The sequence below is a fragment of the Acuticoccus sp. I52.16.1 genome, assembly GCF_022865125.1.
Lineage (GTDB): Bacteria > Pseudomonadota > Alphaproteobacteria > Rhizobiales > Amorphaceae > Acuticoccus.
This window is the reverse complement of sequence record NZ_CP094828.1, coordinates 3,508,353-3,528,851: the sequence shown is the minus strand read 5'-3', so window position 1 is coordinate 3,528,851 and position 20,499 is coordinate 3,508,353. Positions and strand designations below refer to the sequence as shown.

Here is a 20,499-nt window from a genome sequence, read left to right as displayed (position 1 = left end):
GTGTGCGCGGGTTCCTTTCCTAGAACGTCGCCTGAACAGGCCAGCGAATCTAGCGGCCATGTGGGAAAGATAGGTTTCGGTCCATGACGATTTCAAGACTACAAATCCGTCTCGACCGTCGAAAGTCCCCCATCTGTGGAGGGTTGCCATCCCGCGCCAAGAGGCGCTGACTGGTCGGCCCGCAAAAAACACGCTCTTTTGCCGGCTATGCGGCATTCGCGCCACGGTTGTCGTACTGTGTGCGCCGGCGGACAAAGGGCGCCGGGACGGCGTGCACCCTCCCGGCGACGAGGCCGGCGAGGCCGCCCGACGCGGCGGCCATCGCGTGGTCGCGGTCCGCCGCCGTCCGTCAAGCCGCCAGGATGTCCGGCGTCGCGGCGAGGATGTCGTCCGCCCCGCCGACGGCGTTGGCCGCGAGCGCCGGCACCGACGTCACGAACCCGTCGACGAAGAAGCGGGCGAGGCCGGCGCGGGAGGGTGCCGCCCCCTCCTGCGCCTTCAGCGCCGCCTTCACCAGATAGGCCCCGCCCGCGGTCAGGCCGATGGCCCGCAGGAACGGCGTCGCCCCGGCGAGCGCCTTGTCGACCTCGCCGGCGGCGAGCGCGGCCGCCAGCGCCGCCGCTGCGCTCGCCACGGCGTCGATCGCCCCCTCGAGCTGCTTGCCGGCCTCGCCGAGCGACAGGTCGTTGGCGCCGCGGGCGGCCTCGGCGATGCCGCGCAGCTCCTTCAGGTAGGCGGCGAGCACCGCGCCGTCCTGCATCACGATCTTGCGCCGGACCAGGTCGATCGCCTGGATGCCGTTGGTCCCTTCGTAGATGGTGAAGATCCGCGCGTCGCGGAAATGCTGCGCCGCGCCGGTCTCCTCCACGTACCCCATGCCGCCGTGCACCTGGATGCCGAGCGAGGAGACCTCGACGCCGATGTCCGACGCGAACGCCTTAGCGATCGGCGTCAGCAGGTCGGCGCGCGCCTTCCAGAAGGCGGCGTCGGGCTTGCCGGGCCGTCCACGGTCGATGGCGACGGCGCAGGCATAGCAGATCGCTCGCGCCGCCCGCGTCAGCCCGCGCATCGACAGAAGCATCCGCTTCACGTCCGGATGATAGGCGATCGGCGCCGGGCCGCCCGCGGTCCAGGACGGCGTCGCCCCCTGCTTGCGGTCCATCGCGAACGCCACGGCGCGCTGCGTCGCCCGCTCGGCGACCGCCGCGCCCTGCATGCCGACCGACACGCGCGCCTGGTTCATCATCGTGAACATCGCATTGAGCCCGCGCCCCGGTTGGCCGACGAGGTAGCCGATCGCGCCCTCGCCCTTGTCGCCATAGGCCATGGTGCAGGTCGGCGAGGCGTGGATGCCGAGCTTGTCCTCGACGCCGACGCACGCCACGTCGTTGCGCGCGCCCAGCGATCCGTCCTCCGCGACGAGGAACTTCGGCACCAGGAAGAGCGAGATGCCGCGCGTGCCCTCCGGCGCGTCCGGCAGGCGCGCGAGCACGAGGTGGATGATGTTCTCGGTGAGGTCGTGCTCGCCGTAGGAAATGAAGATCTTCTGCCCGAACAGGCGGTAGTGGTCGCCCTCCGGCTCGGCGCGCGTCTTCAGCGTGCCGAGGTCCGAGCCGGCCTGCGGCTCGGTGAGGTTCATCGTTCCGGCCCATTCGCCGGCGATCATCTTCGGCAGGTAGGTGGCCTTCAGCGCGTCCGAGGCGTGCGCCTGGAGGGCCTCCACCGCGCCCACCGTCAGCAGCGGGTTGAGCGAGAAGCCGGCGTTGGCCTGGTTGACGATGTCGGTCAGGACGATCTGCAAGGCCATCGGCAGGCCCTGGCCGCCGTACGCCTCCTCGCCGGTCAGCGAGCCCCAGCCAGCATCGACCCAGGCGCGGTAGGCCTCGGCCCAACCCTGCGGCGTGATCACATCGTGCCCGTCGCGCCGGGAATGCTCGCGGTCGCCGATCTCGTTGAGCGGCGCCAGCTCGTCCTCGGCGAAGCGGCCGGCCTCGGTCAGGATCGCACGGGCGTCGTCCTCGCCCAGGTCGATCGCCCCCGCCTCGCGCGCTTCGGCCAGACCGGCGACCTCTTCCAGCGCGAACAGCATCTCCTCGACAGCGGCGGTATACGTCATGTGCTCTCCCCCCTTATAACACGCTTCTATGACAATAGGCGCTCACACGGACGGTGGCACCCTCGGCGGCGCGGAACGGATCCCGGCCATGCCGCAGGACCGCGCGCACGCCCGTGCCGTCGCGGTCCTGTCCGCAGGCGGCCTCGCGGCGCTGCCGACCGAGACCGTCTACGGTCTCGCCGCCCTCGCCGCATCCGATGCCGCCGTGGCGCGTCTCTACGCCGCAAAGGGCCGCCCGTCGAGCAACCCCTTGATCGTGCACGTGGCGAACCTCGAACAGGCCGCCGCCTTTGCCGCCACCGGCCCGGCCCTTGCGCTGGCGGACCTGTGGCCCGGACCGCTGACGGTGGTGCTCGAACTCACCGACTCGGCCGCCGTCGCGCCCGCCGCGCTTGCCGGCGGAATGACCGTCGCGGTGCGCATCCCCGCCTCGCCCTTCTTCCGCGGCGTGGCGGCGGCGACGGGACCGCTGGTCGCGCCCAGCGCCAACCGCTCGGGTCGCGTCTCGCCGACGACCGCGGAGGCCGTCGCGGCGGAGCTGGCCGACCGGATCGACCTCATCGTCGATGCGGGCGGGTGCCCGGTCGGCGTCGAGTCCACCGTGGTGGACCTGACGGGGGCGCCACGCCTCCTGCGGCCCGGCGCGGTGCCGGTCGAGGCGCTGGAAGCGCGGCTCGGCCCGCTCGCCACCTCGCCCCCGGCGCACGCCCTGGGGCCGCTGCGCTCGCCCGGCCTCCTCGCCTCGCATTATGCACCGGCCGCGCGCGTGCGGCTCGACGTTGCGGCCGCGGACGTGCGCCCCGACGAAGCCTGGCTGGCACTGGGCACCGAGACATCGGCGGCCAGCACCGCCCGCACCGTGCGCCTGTCACCGACCGGCGACCTCGACGAGGCGGCCCGCGGCCTCTACGAAGGGCTGCGCCGGCTGGACGCCACCGGCGCGGCGACGATCGCCGTCTCGCCGATCCCGGCCTTCGGCATCGGCCTCGCCATCCGCGACCGCCTGAAGCGCGCCGCAGCGCCCCGGCCCCAGGACGCACCCGCCGCATGCCCCCCGGACGGACCCGGCGCGGACCACACTCAACGACAAGGCGACGGCTCTCGATGACCCTGATCTACACCGACCCCGTCTTCGGCCGGCACAAGACGCCGCCGGGCCACCCGGAGTGCGCGGAGCGCTTCGCCGTCGCCGAGCGCGCCCTCGCCCACCCCAAGTTCGAGCCGCTGCCCCGACGCACCGCCGCCCCCGCGCCCGACGCGGCGATCACCGCCGTCCATCCCGCCGGCTACCTCGCCAAGCTCGATGCGCTGGTGCCCGAACACGGCCTCGTCGCCGTCGACGCCGACACCTCGATGGGCCCCTCGACGATGCAGGCCGCCCGCGTCGCCAGCGGCGCTCTGATGGCGGCGACCGACGCGCTCTTCGCCGGGGAGGACAAGAACGCCTTCGTCATCGGCCGCCCGCCGGGCCACCATGCCGAGCACAACCGCGCGATGGGCTTCTGCTTCCTCAACCACGTGGCGATCGCCGCCCGGCACGCCCAGCGCGCCCACGGCGTCGGCCGCGTCGCCATCGTCGACTTCGACGTCCACCACGGCAACGGCACGCAGGACATCTTCTGGGACGACGCCAGCGTCCTCTATATCTCGACCCACCAGAGCCCGCTCTATCCCGGCACCGGCGAGGCCAACGAGCGCGGCGTCGGCAACATCCTCAACGTGCCGCTGCCGCCGGGAACGTCGAGCTCGCTCTATCGCACCCTGTTCGACGGCGCGGTGATGCCGGCCCTCAACGCCTTCGAGCCGGAATTCCTGATCCTGTCCGCCGGGTTCGACGCGCACGAGGACGACCCCCTCGGCGGCATCCGCCTCACCGACGACGATTTCGTGTGGATCACGCAGCGAATACTGGAGGTGGCGGACCGCTGTTGCGGGGGACGGGTCGTATCGTCGCTGGAGGGCGGATACGATCTCGCCGCGCTCGGACGCTGCGTCGCCGCCCACGTCTCCGAGCTGATGTCCGCGTAAGGAGAACACCCCATGAGCGAAGCCAACCGGCCCGACGTCGCAAGCATGACCTTCGAGGCCGCCATGGGCGAGCTGGAGGAGATCGTCGACAAGCTGGAGAAGGGCAACGTGCCGCTCGAGGAGTCGATCACCTACTACGAGCGCGGCGAGGCGCTGAAGACCCGCTGCGACGCGCTCCTGAAGAACGCCGAGATGCGCGTCGAGAAGGTGCGTCTCAAGGCCGGCGGCGAGCCCGCCGGCACCGAACCGCTCGACAAGGCCGAACCGCGCGCCGAGAGCAAGGCCGAGCCGCGACCGGCCTCCCGCCCGGCCGAGCCGACCCCGATCGACGACGACATCCCGTTCTGATCGCGCCGCGTTCGTGCCACCGTCGCGGCGCCTGAAGCGCCGCGGCAGCGCTGGGCGGACCTGCCCCGCGACACCACCGGACAAGCCCCGCCACCACCGGGGCTTGTGCGAAACCTTCGCCCACACCCTTCGATCACGCGAACGAGGAATTTTCCCCTCGACACGTGCTCACGCGGCACGATATCCGGCGTCCCAACTACCGCGGCTTACCCAGGCGGGCCCAATGTCGAGTGGAACGATCGAGGCGACTCCGGAGCGGGTCAGCGTACGCAGTGCCCTCGCGCCCGTGGCAGCGCTCCTCCTGGGGACGGCGCTGCTCTACCTGGGCTACGGGTTGCAGGCGACGCTCATCCCGCTGCGCGCCGACCTGGAAGGTTTCTCGCGCGTCGCCATCGGCCTCCTCAGCTCCACCTATTATGCCGGCTTCGTCGCCGGCTGCGTTTTCGCCCCCTATCTCATCCTGCGTGCCGGCCACATCCGCGCCTTCGCGGCGATGGTGTCGCTGGTCTCCGCCGCCGCCCTCTCCTTCCCGCTGGTGACGGACGAGGTGTCGTGGATGGTGTTCCGCTTCGGCACCGGCTTCTGCATCTCGGGCCTGCTCGTCATCATCGAGAGCTGGCTCAACGAAAAGGCGACCAACACCACCCGCGGCACGGTGATGAGCACGTACATCGTCATCACCTATGCCACGATCTCGATCGGCCAGCTCGGCGTCGCCGTGCAGCCGATCTCCTCGTTCGCCCTCTTCGCCATGTGCTCGATCATGCTGTCCATCGCGGCCGTTCCGGTGGCGCTGACGAAGGCGAGCCAGCCGGCGCCGATCCCGGTGGTGAAGTTCAATCCCGGCATCCTGTGGCAGACCGCGCCGGCGGCGTTCGTCGGCTCGTTCCTGTCGGGCGTGATGGCGGGCTCGTTCAACGGCCTGGGCTCGATCTTCGCCATCGATTCCGGCTTCCGGACGGACGAGGCGGCCATCTTCGTCTCCGCCTCGGTCATGGGCGGCGCCATCGGTCAGTACCCGCTCGGCCGCATCTCGGACTTCGTCGACCGCCGCCTGGTGCTGCTGGGAGCGGCCGCGGCGACGGCGGCCATCGGCCTGCTGATGGCCTTCGCCGACTTCCTGCCGGACATCATGATCCTCGCCTTCGGCTTCGTCGTCGGTCTGACGATGCTGCCGATCTACTCGCTGGCCGCCGCCCACGCCTACGACTGGACGCCGCCGGAGGAGATCGTGCCGACCTCGGCCGCGCTCCTCATCGTCTTCGGCGTCGGGTCGATCTTCGGCCCGCTGGTGGCTTCGACGATGATGGCCCTCATCGGCCCGGGCGGCCTGTTCCTGACGATCGCCTGTAGCGCGGTGACGCTGGTGCTCTTCGTCAGCGCGCGCATCACCATCCGCCGCCGCCCCAAGGAAGAGTTCCGCAGCGACTTCGACTACGCCTCGACCGCCGTCGTCGGCGGCGCGATCACGCCGGAGATCATCGAGGAGGACGACCCGTCGATGGAGATGCCGGTCGGGTTCACCCCCTTCGCCGCCGGCGTGGACGACGACGACGAGCCCAACGGCGACACCATCGAGGCGCCGCACGAGGACGACGACCTCATCACCGCGCCCGCCCCTGCCGCCGAGTCGCTCGACGTCGCCGCCGCCCAGGCAGGCGAGACGCCCGCCCCCGCGGACCACGACACCGCCTCGGGATCGACGTAGGCGCCGCCCCCGCGCCCGCGAGAACCCCGACGGCGTCGAAAAAGTGGAAGTCGGTGCGCAAAAGGTCCGCCGCGTCGTGCCTCGAAGGATCATGGGCGTGACGTCGTGCAACGCGACGGGCGCGTCGGGGCCGGTCGATGTCGCCGGATGTTCGCGGCCGATGCCGATTGGAGGGCGCCGTACAGCGGAAACCGAGCGGCCCGGCCGTGGATCGGCCGACCTTTGCCACCGCGCGCAAGGCGTTGCGCCGGCGATGGACGATCGACGACGACCGTTCACCATACGTGGCGGTTCATCGCCGGTCCGAGACCGCGGCTGAGGCTTTGAAAACAATGGTCGGAGCGGCGGGATTCGAACCCACGACCCCTTGACCCCCAGTCAAGTGCGCTACCAGGCTGCGCTACGCTCCGAGCTGTGCCTCGACGTATAGGGTTTGTTTCGCCGGCGCAAGCGGGGGATGGGGGCTTTTCCGCGCCCCGCGCGTCGCTGCGTGCCGTCCCGGCGGGCCGAGCCTGGGCACAGGCCTGGATGCGATCGTGACCCGAGGTTCACCGCTCGGGAGATGCAGGATGCGAAGGCTTGGCGCCCTGGCGATCGTCGCCGTGCTCGCCGCCGTCCTCGGTCCGCTGCCCGGACCGGCACTGTTCGAGTTCGAGCGGACCCGCCCGGCAGCCGTCTCGGCCGCGGGCCTCGCCCCACGCCCGCGCGCCGGCGCAGCCCTGGCCCAGCCGCGCGCGCCCGGCGACACGGGGGACGCCCCCATCGCGCCGAACCCGCGCCTCGACGCGGAGATCGCTACCATGGAGGTGCTGGACGACGCGGCCATCGCGCAGGCCGAGGCGGAACTGGTCACCGCCCAGGCCGAGGCGGAACTCGCCGAAGCCGAAGCTGGTGCGGCCGCACTGGCGGCCGAGCAGCCGGCCGCCCCGCTGGCGGTGCCGGTCGCCGGCGGACGCATGCTGGCCGGCCACGGTGGCGCCGAGATGCGGCGCCTGGCGGACGGCGCACCGTTCGGGGTCGAAGCGCGGGCGGACGGCCGCTGGGGCATCGCCATCGCCTACGCGACGTTGACGGCAAGCCTCGCCATCCTTCTCGCCAAGGCGATCGCGGCCGTCGGGCGGTGGGTCAGGCGCGCTGCATCCACTTGATCAGTGCGCCGACCGGGACGATCCAGATCAGCCCCGCGACCACGTAGTAGGCGAGCTGGGTCACGCCGCCGGTCCCCGGCAGCAGCCGCACGGCCAGCACCATCGCCATCAGCACGTAGACGATCAGGAAGACCATCGTCGCCACCGTCCCGATCAGCTTCTTCACCCGCACGTTCACGTCGTCTCTCCCATCTGCGTCCGGCGCCGCCCTCGCCTCACACCGGCGGCGCTCCCTGTCGTCGCACCGCATGACAAAGGCTTTGGCACGGCGCGCCGTCAGGGCTAGACCAGATCCCATGCAATCGCACGCTTCAATCGTCTGGTGGCTGCGGATCGTCGCGGCCTTCGTCATCGCAACATTGGTGGTCGGCGGCGGCACGCGCCTCACCGATTCCGGCCTCTCGATCACCCAGTGGCAACCCCTCGTCGGGGTGATTCCGCCGCTGACCGAGGCCGGCTGGCGCGAGGCCTTCGCACTCTACCAGCAGATCCCCGAATACGAACTCGTCAACCACGGCATGACCCTGGGCGAGTTCCAATCGATCTACTTCTGGGAATGGGCGCATCGGCTGGTGGCGCGCTCGATCGGCCTGGTGTTCGCGATCCCGCTGGCGTTCTTCTGGGCGCGCGGGATGCTGCCGGGGTGGTTCAAGCCGTGGGGGCTGGGGCTCCTGGCGCTGGGCGGCCTGCAAGGCGCGGTCGGCTGGTGGATGGTCACCTCCGGGCTCACCGAACGGGTCGACGTCAGCCAGTATCGCCTCGCCGTGCACATGACGCTGGCCTGCGTGATCCTGGCGCTGGCGGTGTGGCTCTCGGTCCGCCTCGCGGGCCGGGCGCGATGCTCACCGGTCGCGCCCGGCGTGGCGACCCTGTCGCGGCTGATGCCGTTCCTGATCCTGGGGCAGATCTCGCTGGGCGCGTTGGTCGCGGGGCTGGACGCGGGCCTCGCCTCGGACGAATGGCCGACGATGGCAGGCGCGCTCATCCCAGAGGGGCTGGGGCTCATGGATCCCTGGTGGATCAACATGTTCGAGAACCCGCTGACCGTTCAGTTCGACCATCGCCTGATGGGCTATCTGGTGCTGGTCGTTGCGCTCGCGCTGGCGTTCGTGGCGCGTGGGGGCGGCGCGGCCGGGCGCACGAGCCGGCTGGCGGGGCTCGTGCTGGTGCAGGTGGCCATCGGCATCGCCACCGTGGTGTGGCACGTCCCGCTGCCGTTGGCGCTGACGCATCAGTTCGTCGCCGCGGTGCTGCTGTGGCTCAGTGTCGACAATGCGACGCGGGTCGTCGCGGCGAGGCGCGCCCCGCTCGCGGCCGCCACCGCCTGAGGCAGGGCGAGCGCGGGGCGGAGCGACCGGGCACGGCTCGGCCGCCGGGGCCGCGCCGGGGAACCATCGAGGCGCCCCGGCACGCCGCCTACTTGTTCAGCGCCTGGTCGAGGTCGGCGATGATGTCCTCGGCATTCTCGATACCGACCGACAGGCGGACCACGTCCGGGCCCGCGCCCGCCTTCACCTTCGCCTCGTCCGACAGCTGGCGGTGCGTGGTGGACGCGGGGTGGATCACCAGCGAGCGCGTGTCGCCGATGTTGGCCAGATGCGAGAACAGCTCGAGGTTGGACACCAGCGACACGCCCGCGTCGTAGCCGCCCGCAAGGCCGAAGGTGAACACGGCACCGGCACCGTCGGGGCAGTACTTCTTGGCGAGCGCATTGTACTTGTCACCCGGCAGGCCCGGATAGCTCACCCACGACACCTTCGGGTGACCGGCGAGGAATTCGGCCACCTTCTGCGCGTTCTCGCAGTGACGCTGCATGCGCAGCGCGAGCGTCTCGATGCCGGTGAGCACCAGGAAGGCGTTCATCGGCGACAGCGCCGCGCCCAGGTCGCGCAGACCCAGCACGCGGCAGGCGATGGCGAAGGCGAAGTTGCCGAACGTCTCGGCGAGCACCATCCCGTCGTACTCGGGGCGCGGCTCGGAGAGCATCGGGTAGCGCTTGTCGCCGCTCCAGTTGAAGGTGCCCCCGTCGACGATCACGCCGGCGATGGAATTGCCGTGACCACCCAGGAACTTGGTCGCCGAGTGGCAGACGATGTCGGCACCGTGCTCGAACGGGCGGATGAGGTAGGGGGTCGCCATCGTGTTGTCGACGATGAGCGGCACGCCGGCGTCCTTGGCCACCTTGGCGATCGCCTCGATGTCCATCACCACGCCGCCGGGATTGGCGATCGATTCGATGAAGATCGCCCGCGTCTTGTCGGTGACCTGGGCCGCGAAGGAGGCCGGGTCGTCCGCGTCGGCCCACTTCACATTCCACCCGAAGTTCTTGAACGAGTGGGTGAACTGGTTGATCGAGCCGCCGTAGAGCTTGTTGGAGGCGACCAGCTCGGCCCCCGGATGCATCAGCGTGTGCAGGATGTTGAGCTGGGCGGCGTGGCCGGAGGCGACGGCGAGCGCGGCCGTGCCACCTTCCAGCGCCGCGACCCGCGCCTCCAGGACCGCGTTCGTCGGGTTGGTGATGCGGGTGTAGATGTTGCCGAACGCCTGCAGGCCGAACAGCGACGCGGCGTGGTCGACGTCGTCGAACACGAACGACGTCGTCTGGTAGATCGGCGTGGCGCGGGCGCCGGTGGTCGGGTCGGGCTGCGCGCCGGCGTGAATGGACAGGGTGTTGAAGCCGGGGTCTCGCTCGGCCATGACGGTTCCTCCAGAGGTTTGCCACCCTTCTGGGTCAACGCCGCGAAGCCGTCAAACGGTCTTGTTAATGGGCCGCTCAGTCGGGCTGGCCGGCCGTGGACGGGCGGTCCTTGCGGTGGCGCACCGACTGCAGCGCCGCGGTGGCCGCCTTCATCGCCGCCTTCGCCTCGATCTTGCGTGCCAGCGGGCGCGTGCGCTTCAGCACGATGGACATCGGCCGCGCCGTGCGCGTCTCCACGAAGGCGAAGCCGCGGTCCACCGGAGCCGACGCCGCGCGTAGACGGCGCACGTAGAGGCGCGCGGTGGCCGATATGGTGACGAGGAGGACGATGCCGATGGCCAGCAGCGGCACGCCGGTCGGCAGTGGGGTCGGCGCGGTGATCGCCCCGACCACGAGGCACACGATACCCAAGACCACGAGAGCGGTCTTGCGAAACCCATTCGGCAAACGCTTCATTTCAGCCTCGCCGCCACAACGGGGCGTCCCAGGTGAAAACTCTGATCCGGCCAACGTACGCGACGGACCACTCCTCAGCGTTGCACCTTTTGGAAGAGCTGCACCTTAGAGAGGAACGCGGGCCAACTGGCCATAAGCTCGAGCCCAGCAGCAGCGAATAGTGCACTTACGTCCTCAGTCAAGTAGGAGCGATAGTACGGCTCATGAAAGAGCTGGGGGAACAACTCGAGCAAGCCATCCAATTCAGCGGTATCACCGGTTTGCAAACTATCGATGACAACGATGCGGCCGCCCGGTGCGACAACGCGCGCCATCTCCGCCGCCACCAGCGGCCGCACTTTCGGCGGCAGCTCGTGGAAGAGGTAGATGGTGGAGACGATGTCGAACGCGTCGGAGCGGAAGGGCAGCCCCTCCGCCGCGCCGACCACCGCGCCCGCTCCGGGCCGCGGCGCCAGCTTGCCCCGCGCCAGCCGCACATAGGGCTCGGACAGGTCGCTCGCGATCACCGGCAGCCGCGGGAAGGCGAGGCGCACGTCGCGCAGGAAGGCCCCGGATCCGCTGGCGACGTCGAGCATGCGCAGGCTGCGCTGGTCGCGGGTGCGGACCATGTCGGCGATCGGCACCAGGCCCTGGCGGCGCATCGCCGCGGCGGCGCCGAAGAACAGCGTCTCGACCTGCGTGTCGTAGAGCCTGGCGGAGTCCTCGGTCATCCAGCCGTCGGTCTGGAAGTGGAAGTTCTGCATGTAGTAGCGCGGGCGCTTGCCCTCGGACCGGTCGACCTCCTGGTGCGATCCGGTGGCCCGGCGGCGCACGATGCTCGGGATGTCCCTCAGGTACATGTCGCGCCGGGCCAGCAGGCCGCGCAGGCCGTCCGGCTCGTCGGTCGGCATCGGGTAGAGCCCCGCCTCGACGTTGGCGAGGTCGCGCACCAGGAGCTTGCGCACGTGGCGCAGCAGCGTGGCACGGTCGGGGATGCCGGCGGGCGCCTCGATCACCGGCTTGGGCGGGGGTGGCAGGTCTCGCCCCGCCTCGCGGCCGACCCGCACGCCCGCGGCGTTCTGGGAGGCGTACCACCCCACCCGGGCGGCCTGGGCGAGCCCGAAGCGGGCGCGCAAGGCGAAGCGCTCCACCGGTGTCATCGCGTCACTCCAACGTTGCGATCACCTCGATATGGTCCGTGCCGACGAACTGGTCGACCGGCACCACCTGCGTGATTTTATACCCACCGGCGACGAGGATGGCGAGGTCGCGCGCCAAGGTGCGCGGCTCGCACGACACGGCGACGACGCGTGGCACGCGGGTCTGGGCGAGCGCGACGGCCTGCGCCTCCGCCCCGGCGCGCGGCGGGTCGAAGACGACCGCCTCCATGGTGAGCTCCTTGGCGCCGAGCGGGTGGTGCATCAGGTTGCGCCGCTCCGCGGTCAGGCCGCGGCGCCCGGCGGTCCGGCCCATGCCGGCCTCCAGCGCATCGAGGGCCGGGCCGTCCAGCTCGGCCGCCAGCACCTTGGCCTGGCGCGTGAGCGGCACGGCGAAGGTGCCGAGGCCGCAGAAGAGGTCCGCCACCGTGCCCGCCGCACCGACGCCGGCGAGCACCAGCTCGGTCATCCGCGCCTCGCTGGCGCGGCTGGCCTGCAGGAAGGCGGCGGGCGGAAACGGGACGTCCACTCCGTCGAAGCGCACCAGCGGCGGCTCGCGCATGATGGCGAGTTCCCCGTCGACGGTGACGCGCAGCAGGCTCTGCGCCTCCACCAGCAGCGGGCGCGCCTTGTCGGCCTTGCTCCGGCGCCTCCCCTTCGGCCCCTTCGCGGGCTTGGCGCGCTCGCGGGTGATGGCGAGGTCGATCCCATTGTCGCACAGCGTCGCGGTGAGGCGCGCGCGCCCGCCGCTCGCCGCCGCGGTGCCCAGCGAGCGGATCTCGGGGAGCGCGGCGGCGAGGGCCGGGTCGAGCGCCGGGCAGGCGGCGACGTCGATCACCTCGTGCGAGCGGGCGGCCTGGTAGCCGACCCGTGTGCCGTCCCGGTCGGAGACGGCGGTGAAGGTGGCGCGCCGGCGGCTGGCGAAGGGCATCCGCTCCAGCGGGGCGACCTCGGCCTCGATCCCGCGGGCGGCGAGCGCGGCCACCACGGCGTCCCGTTTGCCGGCCGCGTAGACGTCGGCCGGACGATCCAGCGCGCTGCATCCGCCGCAGCGGCCGAAGAGCGCGCAGGTGCCGACGGGGGCGCAGCTCACGGCCGCGCCCCGGCGTCGCGTTCCGCCGCGATCAGCCACTCGCGGTTGCCGTCGCCGCCTTCGATGGGCGACGGGATCGGCGGGGCGACCCGCCAGCCGCAGGCGGTGACGGCGGCGACGACCTCGTCCAGCGCCAGCCGTGCCGCCGCCTCGTCCTTCACGAGGCCGCCTTTGCCGATGTGCGCCGGCCCGACCTCGAACTGCGGCTTCACCAGCGCGGCGAGGCGCGCCCCCGGCGCCGCGAGCCGCAGCGCCGGCGGCAGCGCCAGCCGCAGCGAGATGAAGCTCACGTCCGACACGACGAGGTCGGGCGCGTACGCAAGGTCCGCCGCGGTCAGCGCCCGCGCGTTGAAGCCCTCCATCACGGTGACGCGGGCGTCCCGCCGCAGCGCGGCGACGAGCTGGTCGCGCCCCACGTCGAGCGCCACCACGTGCGCCGCACCGCGCGCCAGCAGCACCTCGGTGAAGCCGCCGGTCGAGGCGCCGATGTCGAGCGCGTGCGCGCCCGCCGGGTCGATCGCGAAGTGATCCAGCGCCGCGACGAGCTTGTGTGCGGCGCGGCTGACATAGGTCTCGCCCTCGGTCTCCAGCCGCGCCTGCGGGGCGACGCGATGCCCCGCACGCGTGACGACTGCCCCGTCGACCCGGACCACCCCGCGCAGGATCGCCTCGCGCGCCTGACTGCGCGTGCGGCTGAGGCCGCGCTCCACCAGCGCCACGTCGAGCCGTGTCATCGGCGCCGACCCGCGGTGCGGCAGGGGATCAGGTGAGGAAGAAGGCGTGACATGGAGCGGTTCTAGCCTGCCGCCGCCCCGGCGAAAACCACGGAGGGGCCGTGCGGAAGCGGCCGGACACGGCCGCGGTGCCGCCGCACGCCGCCCCGTCCCCGAACACGGCCCCCGCCGCCACACGGCGCGCGATACGTGACGAGGCCGCGGCGTTTCGCACGCGCTGGACCATGGGATGCGATGGCGGGGTGGCGTGGCTGGGGAGGTCAGCCGCAGATGAGCTGGCCGAACTGGGCGATCACGCCGAAGATCGTGGCGCCCATCGTCACCCACATCGTCACGGCCAGGGCGAGCAGGAAGATCGCCGCCGTGATGGAGATGGTCGCCGCCGTGTTCACCCGCCCACCAGGTCCTTCAACTGCTCGACCGCCTTGTTCGTCGCCTGTGCGGTCAGCTCCTCGCTCTGCCGCGCCGAGAACGGCGTGAAGGGGATGAACCCGGCATAGGTGCCGTCCGCGTCGAACAGCAGCGTGTCGGCCGTGTGGTTCATCGTGTAGTCGCCCTCGCCCAGCGGCACCTTGTTGTAGACGATCCCGTAGCCTTCGGCCATCGCAGCGAGCGCCTGCTCGCTGGTCGGCACAAGCCCGATGATCCGCTCGTCGAAGGCGCCGATATACTGATCCAGGATCTCCGGCGTGTCGCGCTCGGGGTCGACGGTGACGAAAACGATGTTGATGTCGCCGGCTTTCGGGCCCAGCGCGTCCAGCCACTGCTGGGCCTCCAGCATCGCGGTGGGGCACACGTCCGGACAGTGGGTGAAGCCGAAGAACATCGCCCGCGGCTTGCCCTCGAGGTCGGCGGCGCTCACCGGCTCGCCCTTGGTGTCGACCGCGTCGAAGGGGCCGCCGGCGTTCTCGTACTTCGCACGCTGTTGCGCGGCGCCCAGCGAACCACTCGCGACGACGGGCTCGTCGGTCAGGAGGCGGCCCACGGTCACTCCCGCGACCACCGCGCCGACGACCAGGACGAGACCCCACAGAACGAGACGAATGGTTCTCACGCTACATTATCCACGAAACAGCCGATCATGCCTTGTCATCACCGGGACACGTGCGATCGCCGCCGCCCCCGGTCAAGGATGCTTTTCGCCCGGATGGCCCCGAAAGCCAATCGCCCATGAGGCCGCAGCGGACGCCCCCTTCGCCGAACGCCGGCGTCGGCCGCGGACGGCCGCGCGCCGCCCGGCCGGGGGGTCAGTTCAGGAAGTCTTCCAGGACGGCGATGTGGTCTTCGATGTAGGCGCCGTAGTAGTTCACCTTGGGACGCCCGCGCGACTTGCGGGCCCGCGCCCAGGGATTGCCGACGTTGTAGAGCGTCGCCGTGATGCCCGGACGATCGGAGATGTCCACCCCGACGGCGCGGTAGGCGGCGATCGAATCGACGATGACGGCGGCGATCACGTTGATGGACTCGTCCGGGTCGAGGATCCGCTCGTAGAGCGCGTCGGCATCCTTGTAGGTGATCTTGGGAAGCTTGGTCGTGTCCATCATCTTCAGGGCCGTCACCGGCGACAGCTGGCCGAGGCCGTAGGTCTGGCCGGTCGCGAACGGGTTGAAGCAGGACTCGGTCAGGTTGCGGCGCGGCAGGCGTTCGCGGCCGACCGTGCGCCCCCGCACGCTGGCGTACCAGGTCGATTCGACGCAGGTCCAGTAGCTGTTGGAGCTGCCCTTGCAGCCGCGGAACTGCGGCAGCTCGAGCACCGTCTCCAGCGGCACGCCGCCGCACGAGAAGGTGGTCGTGCGCAGCCGCCGCGCATAATGCAGGGCGACCTCCTGCAAGTTGTCGCGAATGTCGTAGTTGAAGACGTGCTCGCCGACGACGGCGGCGAGAATGTGTATCGGGTCGATCCCGTAGCGCGCGGCCGTCCGCTTCATCGCCGGCACCAGGCGCTGCGCCTTCAACTCGTCCAGAGTCCGGCGCAGTTTGGCGGGGATGCTGGCCTTCGTCGCCTTCATCCGCCGCTTCGTCGCCTCCGGGAGGGCGTGCCCGTTGTAGGTGCCGGCTTGCGTCGACGTCTGCGCATGCGCCGCCTGAGGCACGGCGCACGCTGCGACGATCGCGACCACGATGGCGGAAATGACGCCTCTCATTCTCGTAACCTGCCGACTTGCGAAGGGGGATGGGTTATTCAAGTCCTATTCCGTAGGTCTTGCAATATCACACCCTTCGTTCACCGTCCTTCACGAGATCGCGCGCGGGCCGAAGAGCGCGCGCCGCTGTGACCTCCGCGCCGAGCCGGACGCCGTGGCCGCCCGCGCCCGCCTACGCCGTCTGGAAGAACTTCTGCACGAGGTCTCTCGTCTTCTGCCACAAGCTCGGCGAGCCGCCGGAGATCGACGGGCCGCAACGGTCGAGGATCTGGCGCTCGTCGACCGCATAGGTCGTCCACGTGCCGCCGCCGGTGGCGATGTTCTGCATCATCGGCTGCAACCGGTCGAGCGACTTGGCGAAGCGCGCGTCGAGCGTCTCCGCCGCCTCGAACTCGTGCCACAAGGCATGGAAGGTCGCCGCCTGCTCGGGCGGCAGCAGGCCGAAGATCCGCTCGGCCGCCGCCCGCTCCAGCTCCGCCTGCCGGGCGAAGTCGTGCGCGCCGTGGATCGGCAGATCGCCGGCGTCGATCTCGACGATGTCGTGGATCAGGAGCATGCGCACGACGCGGCCGATGTCGACCCCCTCGGGCGCATGGTCCTCCAGCACCAGAGCGTACATGGCGATGTGCCAGGAGTGCTCGGCCGAATTCTCGCGCCGGCTGCGATCGATGATCGGCGAAGCCCGGTCGATCCCCTTCAGGGCGTCGATCGTGTTGAGGAAGTCGAGTTGGCGGGTGAACGGGTCGGTCGTCATGCGCCGGTGATAGCACGAGGCGCCGTGTCGATCATGCCGCGACGCGACACGCCGGCCGAAAACGCGCGCCGGCCGCCCGCGTCATCGCGGCAGCACCACGAAGCCCTGCTGCTCGAACGCCTCGCGCGCCTCGGGACCGCGCAGGTAGTCGAGGAAGGCGGCCTCGGCGGGAGTGTCGCGGTTGGCGAGGTCCGCCGCGGGGTAGACGATCGGCGGATGCGAGTCGGCCGGGAAGGTGCCCACCACCGTCACGTCGTCCTCGGCGACGGCGTCGGTGGCGTAGACGATGCCGTAGGGCGCCTCGCCGGTCGCCACCAGTGCCAGCGCCGCCCGCACATTGTCCGACTGCGCGACGTGCGCCGCCACCGCCGGCCACAGGCCGAGGCTCTCCAGCGAGGCCTTGCCGTAGATTCCGGCCGGCACCGCGTCGACCAGCGCCATCGCCAGGCGCCCGTCGCCCAGCAGGCCGACGAGGTCAAGTTCGGCATCGATCGTCACCGGATCGGCGTCGGCGCCGTGTTCGATGAGCACGATCGCGTTGTTCAGGAGGTCGAAGCGGCTCCCCTCCTCCAGCAGGCCGTCCGCCTCCAGCGCATCCATCCAGCCGGGGTTGGCGGAAATGAAGACGTCCGCCGGCGCCCCCTGCTGGATCTGCCGCGCCAGCGCCGAGGAGCCGGCGAGCGACACCACGAGGTCATGCCCGCTCGCCGCCTCGAATCCCGTCTCGATCTCGGCCATGGCGTTGGTGAGGCTCGCCGCCGCGAAGACCGTCACCGCATCCGTGTCCGCCGTGGCCGCGCCCGGATGCGCCGCGACGCCGGCGACGAAGGTCGCCAGCGCAGCCGCACCAAAGGCGAGGCGCGGGTGGCGGTCGCGTCGAGAGTTCGCCGATCTCGTCATGGAAGGGATCCTCGAGTCGATATGTTCACGCGGGAATATCGCAGACCCTCCCACCGGCGAGCAAGCGTTATGTTCGGCCGGGAATATCCCTCAGGAGCCCCCGCAGCCGTGCCGCATGCGGCGCGCCGGCGTTCCGGGCCTGCGCCTCCAGCGCGCGATACTCGGCGATGACGGCTTCGCCGGTGGCTGTGATCGCCGCGCCGCCGCCCTTGGCGCCGCCGCGCGTGCGCTCCACCAGCGGCTCGCGGAACATCCCGTTCAGCGTCTCCACGAGCTGCCAGGCGCGTTTGTAGCTCATGCCCATCTCGCGCCCCGCCGCGGCGATCGACCCGGTGGCCCGGATCCGTTCCAGGAGCTCCGCCTTGCCCGGCCCGATCATCGCGTCGGGGCCGAACACCAGCCGCAGTCGGAACTCGGGTGCATCTCGGTCGCTCATCGGCCCATGATGCGGGCTCTTCGCCCCTGCCGGCAAGGCTTCCGACGCCGGCCGGACCGCCTCAGCCGTGGTTCGCCATCGACACTTCCGCGAGCGCGGCTTCCTGGAAGGCCTCGCTCAATGTCGGGTGCGGGTGGATCGTCGCCGCGACGTCCTCCAGCCGCAGCCCCGCCTCCACCGCCTGGGTAAACCCGGCGAGCAGCTCCGAGACGCCCGGCCCCACCGCCTGCACGCCGAGGATCACATGGTCCGCCGCCCGCGCCACGATCCGCACGAAGCCTTCCGTGTCGTCCAAGGTCAGCGCGCGGCCGCTGGCGCGGAACGAGAATTCCGGCGTCACCACCGCCTCGGCCGCCGCCGCCTCCTCCGGCAGCAGGCCGACGACGGCGATCTCCGGGTCGGTGAAGCAGACCGCCGGCACCGCCACCTTGTCCCATTCGGCGCGGTGGCCGGCGACGACGTCGGCGACGACCTCGGCCTGCGCCATCGCGCGGTGCGCCAGCATCGGCCCGGCGGTGACATCGCCGATGGCGTACACCCCGCGCATCGAGGTGCGGCAGCGGTCGTCGACCTGGATCGCCGCTCCGTCCGTCCGCAGCCGCAATTCGTCGAGCCCGAGTCCGTCGAAATTGGGCGTGCGGCCGACCGTGACGAGCACGCGGTCCGCCTCCAACGCCGGCCCGCCCTCCAGCGACAGGCGCCCGGCGGCCTCGTCCCACCCGGTCACCTTCGTCTCCAGGCGCAGGTCGATGCCGAGTTGGGCGAGGCGGCGGCGCACCGGGCGCGTCAGCTTCTCGTCGTACTGCGGCAGGATCGCGGGCGCGGCCTCCACCACCGTCACCCGGCTGCCGAGCTTGGCGAACGCCGTGCCCAGCTCCAGGCCGATATAGCCGGCGCCGACCACCGCGAGGCGCCCCGGCACCGCGTCAAGCGCCAGCGCGCCGGCCGAGTCGATCACCCGCCCCCCGATCGGCAGGCCCGGCAACTCGACCGGGCGCGAGCCGGTGGCGATCACCACGTTGTCGGCCCGGACGATGGTCGTGCCGGTGTCGCCGCGCACCTCCAACGTCTTGCCGTCGACGAAGCGCGCGCGCCCGTTCAGCGTCTTCACGCCGCTCTTTGCCAGGAGGCCGACGACGCCGGAGCGTAGCCGCCCCGTCACCCCGTGAATCCACTCGCGCGTGCCGGCGAAGTCGAGCGTCGGCGCGGCGACGGTGATGCCGTGCATCCCCTCCCCCGCCTGCCGGTTCGCCCGCGCGAAAAGCTCGCCGGCATGGATCAGCGCCTTGGACGGGATGCAGCCGATGTTGAGGCACGTGCCGCCGACGCGCCCCGCCTCGACGAGCACCGTGTCGACCCCCAGCCGCGCGGCGCGCGAGGCGCAGACATAGCCGCCCGGCCCGCCGCCGATCACCACCAGGGCGCAGCGCAGCTCGTTCATCGCCCCGCCTCACGCATCGCGCCACTCCATGAACAGCATCGCCGGCTCCTCGACGAGCCCTTTGACGGTCGCGACGAACTCTGCCGCGTTGTAACCGTCGACCACGCGGTGGTCGAAGCTGCACGACAGGTTCATCATCCGCCGCGGCACGAACTCCGACCCGTTCCACACCGGCCGCACCATGATCTTGTTGACGCCGACGATCGCGACTTCCGGGTGGTTGATGATCGGCGTCGTCGCCACCGCCCCCAGCGGACCGAGCGAGGTCACCGTCAGCGTCGACCCGGCCAGCTCCTTGGGCGAGGCGCGCCGCTCGCGCACCGCGTCGGACAGCCGGCGGATCTCGCGCGCGGTCTCCCACAGGGTCAGCGCCTCGGCGTGGCGCACGACCGGGACCATCAGCCCGGCGGGCGTCTGCGTGGCGATGCCGGCGTGCAGCGCACCGTGGCGGGTGACGACACCGGCCTCGTCGTCGTAGCGGGCGTTCACCTCCGGATGGTCGACGATCGCCTCGGCGAGCGCGCGGATGAGGAAGGGGAGCAGCGTCAACCGGCCGCGCGCCTCGCCGAAGCGGGCGTTGAGGCGGGCGCGCAGGGTCTCCAGCGCCTCCACCTCCACCTCCTCGACGATGGCGAAGTGGGGGATGCGCTGCTTGGAGAGCGACATCTTCTCCGCGATGGTGCGGCGGATGCCGGTGACGCGCACGTCCTCGGTACCGGGCCGCTCCATCCGTCCCGCGCCGCCGCCGCCCGGCCCGCTGCCGTGGGCGAGGTAATCCTCCAGGTCCTCGTGCAGGACGCGCCCGGCCGGTCCCGTGCCGCGCACCCGGCGCAGGTCGATGCCGAGGTCGCGCGCCCGTCCCCGGACCGAGGGCGCCGCCAACGGCCGCCCCGACGCTCCGACCGCCATCGCCGCCGCCCGCGGCCCGCCCGTTCGGCGGCGCGGCGGCGCTTCGGGCACGGCGGATTTCGCCGGCGACGCTTCGGGGGCGGCGGGCCGGGCTGGCGCCTCGACGGGCGGCGCCGTGTCGGTCGACGTCTCGGCGGCGGCAGCGGGTTCGGCCGGCGCCGGCGTCTCGGAGGGCGTTTCGGCGCGTGTCTCGGTGGGCGCCGCGGCGCTGTCGGTCTCGATGCGGATGAGGTCGCCGCCGATGGCGACCACGTCGCCCGCCTTGCCGGCGATCCACGTCACGCGGCCACTCGCCGAGGCGGGGATCTCCACCGTCGCCTTGTCGGTCGTCACCTCGCAGATGACGTCGTCCTCGGCGATCAGGTCGCCGACCGCGACCATCCAGTCGGCGATCTCGGCCTCGGCGATGCCTTCGCCGATATCGGGCAGGCGGAAGGTCCGTTCGGCCAT

20 protein-coding genes, 1 tRNA gene and 1 pseudogene are annotated in these 20,499 nt (G+C 71.4%); 6 read left to right on the top strand and 16 right to left on the bottom strand.

The window, feature by feature from the left end; genetic code table 11:
• Nucleotides 1–349: 349 nt before the first annotated feature.
• On the bottom strand, nt 350–2,116 hold the full coding sequence (locus MRB58_RS15900; protein WP_244778097.1) for an acyl-CoA dehydrogenase: 1,767 nt from the start codon (nt 2,114–2,116) through the stop codon (nt 350–352).
• 88 nt (nt 2,117–2,204) lie between these two features.
• Here MRB58_RS15900 and MRB58_RS15895 point away from each other — a divergent pair, with 88 nt between their 5' ends.
• The 4 genes and pseudogenes from MRB58_RS15895 (at nt 2,205) to MRB58_RS15880 (ending at nt 6,200) form a co-directional block, all read left to right on the top strand.
• Entirely contained in the window at nt 2,205–3,224 is a 1,020-nt protein-coding gene (locus tag MRB58_RS15895; protein WP_244778096.1) for an L-threonylcarbamoyladenylate synthase, read from the top strand.
• Nucleotides 3,221–4,144: a histone deacetylase family protein gene (locus MRB58_RS15890; protein WP_244778095.1), complete on the top strand. Its 924-nt coding sequence runs from the start codon at nt 3,221–3,223 to the stop codon at nt 4,142–4,144. The genes MRB58_RS15895 and MRB58_RS15890 overlap by 4 nt, the downstream gene beginning before the upstream one ends.
• Nucleotides 4,145–4,156: 12 nt before the next feature.
• Nucleotides 4,157–4,399 (top strand): annotated as a pseudogene (locus tag MRB58_RS15885) (exodeoxyribonuclease VII small subunit); the annotation flags it as partial.
• A 316-nt stretch (nt 4,400–4,715) separates the two neighbouring features.
• A complete protein-coding gene (locus MRB58_RS15880; RefSeq protein ID WP_244778094.1) occupies nt 4,716–6,200 on the top strand; it encodes an MFS transporter in 1,485 nt (494 codons plus the stop codon).
• Nucleotides 6,201–6,533: 333 nt separating this feature from the next.
• Here the strand turns inward: MRB58_RS15880 and MRB58_RS15875 are convergent.
• Nucleotides 6,534–6,610, bottom strand: a tRNA-Pro gene (locus MRB58_RS15875).
• Between the two features lie 159 nt (nt 6,611–6,769).
• Between MRB58_RS15875 and MRB58_RS15870 the strand changes: the two genes are divergently transcribed.
• Nucleotides 6,770–7,348, top strand: coding sequence for a hypothetical protein (locus MRB58_RS15870; RefSeq protein WP_244778093.1), 579 nt, complete (start codon nt 6,770–6,772; stop codon nt 7,346–7,348).
• On the opposite strand, the gene MRB58_RS15865 is transcribed toward MRB58_RS15870, so the two are convergent.
• Entirely contained in the window at nt 7,326–7,526 is a 201-nt protein-coding gene (locus MRB58_RS15865) for a DUF2842 domain-containing protein (protein ID WP_244778092.1), read from the bottom strand. The genes MRB58_RS15870 and MRB58_RS15865 overlap by 23 nt on opposite strands.
• Before the next feature lie 118 nt (nt 7,527–7,644).
• On the opposite strand from MRB58_RS15865, the gene MRB58_RS15860 reads away from it, so the two are divergent.
• Nucleotides 7,645–8,676, top strand: coding sequence for a COX15/CtaA family protein (locus MRB58_RS15860; RefSeq protein WP_244778091.1), 1,032 nt, complete (start codon nt 7,645–7,647; stop codon nt 8,674–8,676).
• An 88-nt stretch (nt 8,677–8,764) separates the two neighbouring features.
• Here the strand turns inward: MRB58_RS15860 and MRB58_RS15855 are convergent, their stop codons facing one another.
• The 13 genes from MRB58_RS15855 to MRB58_RS15800 form a co-directional block, all read right to left on the bottom strand.
• Nucleotides 8,765–10,045, bottom strand: a complete 1,281-nt coding sequence (locus MRB58_RS15855; RefSeq protein WP_244778090.1) for an O-acetylhomoserine aminocarboxypropyltransferase — start codon at nt 10,043–10,045, stop codon at nt 8,765–8,767.
• 76 nt (nt 10,046–10,121) lie between these two features.
• Complete coding sequence (locus MRB58_RS15850; RefSeq protein ID WP_244778089.1) at nt 10,122–10,502, bottom strand: hypothetical protein; 381 nt, start codon at nt 10,500–10,502, stop codon at nt 10,122–10,124.
• 74 nt (nt 10,503–10,576) lie between these two features.
• Nucleotides 10,577–11,641, bottom strand: a complete 1,065-nt coding sequence (locus MRB58_RS15845) for a class I SAM-dependent methyltransferase (protein ID WP_244778088.1) — start codon at nt 11,639–11,641, stop codon at nt 10,577–10,579.
• Between the two features lie 4 nt (nt 11,642–11,645).
• Nucleotides 11,646–12,731: a class I SAM-dependent RNA methyltransferase gene (locus tag MRB58_RS15840; protein WP_244778087.1), complete on the bottom strand. Its 1,086-nt coding sequence runs from the start codon at nt 12,729–12,731 to the stop codon at nt 11,646–11,648.
• On the bottom strand, nt 12,728–13,465 hold the full coding sequence (locus MRB58_RS15835; protein ID WP_244778086.1) for a TlyA family RNA methyltransferase: 738 nt from the start codon (nt 13,463–13,465) through the stop codon (nt 12,728–12,730). The genes MRB58_RS15840 and MRB58_RS15835 overlap by 4 nt, the downstream gene beginning before the upstream one ends.
• 260 nt (nt 13,466–13,725) lie before the next feature.
• Nucleotides 13,726–13,857, bottom strand: a complete 132-nt coding sequence (locus MRB58_RS24830) for a hypothetical protein (RefSeq protein ID WP_256461676.1) — start codon at nt 13,855–13,857, stop codon at nt 13,726–13,728.
• Entirely contained in the window at nt 13,854–14,519 is a 666-nt protein-coding gene (locus MRB58_RS15830) for an SCO family protein (RefSeq protein WP_244778085.1), read from the bottom strand. Before MRB58_RS15830 ends, MRB58_RS24830 begins: the two co-directional genes overlap by 4 nt.
• 193 nt (nt 14,520–14,712) lie before the next feature.
• Complete coding sequence (locus MRB58_RS15825; protein ID WP_244778084.1) at nt 14,713–15,609, bottom strand: DUF1402 family protein; 897 nt, start codon at nt 15,607–15,609, stop codon at nt 14,713–14,715.
• Nucleotides 15,610–15,781: 172 nt separating this feature from the next.
• Complete coding sequence (locus MRB58_RS15820; protein ID WP_244778083.1) at nt 15,782–16,363, bottom strand: HD family hydrolase; 582 nt, start codon at nt 16,361–16,363, stop codon at nt 15,782–15,784.
• Nucleotides 16,364–16,444: 81 nt separating this feature from the next.
• Nucleotides 16,445–17,263: a molybdate ABC transporter substrate-binding protein gene (gene modA, locus MRB58_RS15815; RefSeq protein WP_244778082.1), complete on the bottom strand. Its 819-nt coding sequence runs from the start codon at nt 17,261–17,263 to the stop codon at nt 16,445–16,447.
• 67 nt (nt 17,264–17,330) lie between these two features.
• Nucleotides 17,331–17,699, bottom strand: a complete 369-nt coding sequence (locus MRB58_RS15810) for a winged helix-turn-helix domain-containing protein (protein ID WP_244778081.1) — start codon at nt 17,697–17,699, stop codon at nt 17,331–17,333.
• A gap of 61 nt (nt 17,700–17,760) precedes the next feature.
• The gene (gene lpdA, locus MRB58_RS15805) at nt 17,761–19,140 is read right to left on the bottom strand and encodes a dihydrolipoyl dehydrogenase (RefSeq protein WP_244778080.1); all 1,380 of its coding nucleotides are present in this window, start codon (nt 19,138–19,140) and stop codon (nt 17,761–17,763) included.
• Between the two features lie 9 nt (nt 19,141–19,149).
• Nucleotides 19,150–20,499 (bottom strand): dihydrolipoamide acetyltransferase family protein, encoded by a 1,350-nt coding sequence (locus MRB58_RS15800; protein WP_244778079.1) that lies wholly within the window; start codon nt 20,497–20,499, stop codon nt 19,150–19,152.